This is a genomic window from Streptomyces sp. SID14436 (assembly GCF_010548465.1).
GTDB lineage: Bacteria > Actinomycetota > Actinomycetes > Streptomycetales > Streptomycetaceae > Streptomyces.
In genome coordinates this window covers 1-2793 of record NZ_JAAGMD010000880.1, presented here as the reverse complement: position 1 = coordinate 2793, position 2793 = coordinate 1, and the positions used below count along the sequence as shown (strand labels likewise).

4 protein-coding genes are annotated in these 2793 nt (G+C 73.3%); 3 read left to right on the top strand and 1 reads right to left on the bottom strand.

Annotated features, from left to right (window positions below):
- Nucleotides 1-81: 81 nt before the first annotated feature.
- On the bottom strand, nt 82-1050 hold the full coding sequence (coaA, locus tag G3I53_RS32335; protein WP_164337255.1) for a type I pantothenate kinase: 969 nt from the start codon (nt 1048-1050) through the stop codon (nt 82-84).
- 236 nt (nt 1051-1286) lie between these two features.
- Here coaA and G3I53_RS32330 point away from each other — a divergent pair, with 236 nt between their 5' ends.
- The 3 genes from G3I53_RS32330 (at nt 1287) to G3I53_RS33510 (ending at nt 2684) form a co-directional block, all read left to right on the top strand.
- Nucleotides 1287-2072 (top strand): hypothetical protein, encoded by a 786-nt coding sequence (locus G3I53_RS32330; RefSeq protein ID WP_164337256.1) that lies wholly within the window; start codon nt 1287-1289, stop codon nt 2070-2072.
- A gap of 77 nt (nt 2073-2149) precedes the next feature.
- On the top strand, nt 2150-2521 hold the full coding sequence (locus G3I53_RS32325; protein ID WP_164337257.1) for a holo-ACP synthase: 372 nt from the start codon (nt 2150-2152) through the stop codon (nt 2519-2521).
- Between the two features lie 4 nt (nt 2522-2525).
- Entirely contained in the window at nt 2526-2684 is a 159-nt protein-coding gene (locus G3I53_RS33510) for a hypothetical protein (RefSeq protein ID WP_192232467.1), read from the top strand.
- The last annotated feature ends 109 nt before the right edge of the window (nt 2685-2793 follow it).

Below are 2793 nucleotides of genomic sequence, written 5' to 3'. Positions count from 1 at the left end.
GGACACGGCCCGGCCCCCGGCCCCGGCAGGGCCGCCCCGGCGCCCCCGCCGCCAGGTCCGGGCCCGCCCGGGGGCCCGCCGTCAGAGTTTGCGCAGGCGCAGGCGCTGCACCTTGTGGTCCGGGCCCTTGCGCACGATGAGGGTGGCCCGGCCGCGGGTGGGGGCGATGTTCTCCACCAGGTTCGGTTTGTTGATGGTGCGCCACATGGTGCGGGCGTAGTCGAGGGCCTCCTCCTCCGCCACCTGGGTGTAGCGGCGGAAGTAGGACGACGGGTCCTGGAAGGCCGTCTCCCGCAGCCGCTTGAAGCGGTTGAGGTACCAGCGCTCGATGTCCTCGGTCCGGGCGTCCACGTACACGCTGAAGTCGAAGTAGTCGGCGAGCCCGACCCGGGTCCGGCCGTCCTTGCCGGGCAGCGCGGGCTGCAGGACGTTGAGCCCTTCGACGATCAGGATGTCCGGGCGGCGCACGGTGAGCACCTCGCCGGGCACGATGTCGTAGATCAGGTGGGAGTAGACCGGCGCGGTGACCTCGTCCTTGCCGGCCTTGATGTCGGCGACGAACCGGGTGAGCGCGCGGCGGTCGTAGGACTCGGGGAAGCCCTTGCGGGACATCAGGCCGCGGGCCTGGAGCTCCTTGGTGGGCAGCAGGAACCCGTCGGTCGTCACCAGCTCCACGCGGGGGTGCTCGGGCCAGCGGGACAGCAGCGCCCGCAGCAGGCGGGCGACGGTGGACTTGCCCACGGCCACCGATCCGGCGACCCCTATGACGAAGGGTGTGCCGGCCTGGGAGCCCTGCTCGCCGAGGAAGGTGTTCAGCGCGCCCCGCAGGCCGTCCGTGGCGCCCACGTAGAGGTTGAGCAGCCGGGACAGCGGCAGGTAGATGTCCCGCACCTCGTCGAGGTCGATGACGTCACCCAGCCCGCGCAGCTGCTCCACCTCGTCGGCGGTCAGCGGCAGCGGTGTCTTCTCGCGCAGCGCACTCCACTCCGCACGGGTGAGGTCCACGTACGGAGACGCCTCCGGCCGCTGCCGGTGGGCGTTGCGAGACATCGAGGAGACCGGTGAGATCACAGTCCATTGTTAACGGAGTTCGAACGGGACGGTGGGTGGGGTGCGTCACGCGCGCGCCGCGGAGCCGTGCCGGACCGGCCCCCGGGGCTGCGTGATCACGCCGGCGTCACGGTCAGGTACCGGATGGTTCATTCCTTGATCATTTGTGGGTTTCCTGTGCCTAAGGTGCGCACACGCTTGCGGAGTTGTCCGCACTGTCCCGAAGAGAGCCCACAGTGAAGTCCACCGCCGTCCGCCGTACCGCGCTCGCCGCCTCGGCCGCCGCCCTCGCCCTGCTCGCCACCGCCTGCGGCGGATCCGACGACAAGGGCGACGAGGGCAAGGGTGACGCCCCGTCCGCCGCCTCGTCCTCGCCCGCCGCCGCGGCCGGGACGCTGACCGCCGCCGAACTGGAGAAGGCGGGCCTGGTCCAGGCCGACGTCAAGGACGGCAAGGTCCTCACGAAGCTGCCCGCCACGGACGACGCGGCCGCCGACCAGGTCACCACCGAGGACGCGACCTGCCTGCCGCTCGCCCGGCTCCAGAGCGGCGTGCCGGTCGGTTCGCCCGCGGCGACGGTGAAGCGGTCCTGGACCGGCACGCCGGAGAAGCCCGCCGCGGACGCCGACCCGCAGGAGGCGCTGCTGGCCGGCCTCGGCGGGGGCAAGGTGCTGATCACCCTCGCCTCCTACGAGGACGGCGGCGCCGAGCAGGTGATCAAGGACGTCGACGCCGCCCTGGAGAAGTGCGCCGGCGGCTACACGTACACCGCGGTCGGCGAGAAGACCAAGACGGTGAAGGTCACCACCACGGACGAGCCGAAGGGCGCCGACGAGGGCCGCTCCATCACGGCGGACATGGACCTCGACGAGGGCGTGCAGGCGCCGATGAAGATGGTCGTCGCCCGCAAGGGCTCCACGGTCGTCTCCTTCGCCGCCATCGACTTCGCGGCGCTCGCCCAGGGCAAGGACTTCGACTTCCCGACCGACATCTCGGACGCCCAGCTGGCCAAGCTGAACTGACCCGGACGCGCCGGCGCGCCCGGCGGGGCGGGGTCTCCCGCTCCCGCCGCGGCGCGCCGCGGCCGTACAGTGCCCGCATGAGCATCATCGGAGTCGGCATCGACGTCGCCGAGATCGCCCGGTTCGAGGCGTCGTTGGAACGCACGCCGGCACTGGCTCAACGCCTCTTCGTCGAGAGCGAGTTGCTGCTGGCAAGCGGTGAGCGGCGGGGCGTCGCCTCGCTCGCCGCGCGGTTCGCCGCCAAGGAGGCGCTGGCCAAGGCCCTGGGGGCGCCCGGCGGCCTGCACTGGACCGACGCCGAGATCTACTGCGAGGACAGCGGCCGGCCCCGGATCCGGGTCCGCGGCACCGTGGCCGCGCGGGCCGCCGAGCTCGGCGTCCGGTCCTGGCACGTGTCGCTGAGCCACGACGCGGGCGTGGCCTCCGCGGTCGTCGTGGCCGAGGGGTGACGGCATGAGCGGACGGCCGGCCCCGGGCGGGGACGATCTCCCGCTGGCCTTCCCCGGTGTGGCGGTCGACCTGCCGGTCTGGGGCGAGGCGATGCTGGTCGTCGCCGCCGCGCTGAGCATCCTCTTCGCGCTGCTCCGGCTGCGGCGCAACCGACGCCGGTAACCGGGCGGGCGGCCCGGGACCCCCCGGAGGGCGGCCGGCGTCCGCTTCCGCAGCCGTCCCGACCCCGACGGCCGCGCGCCTGCCGCCGGTTCCGGAACTCGGGGCGGCC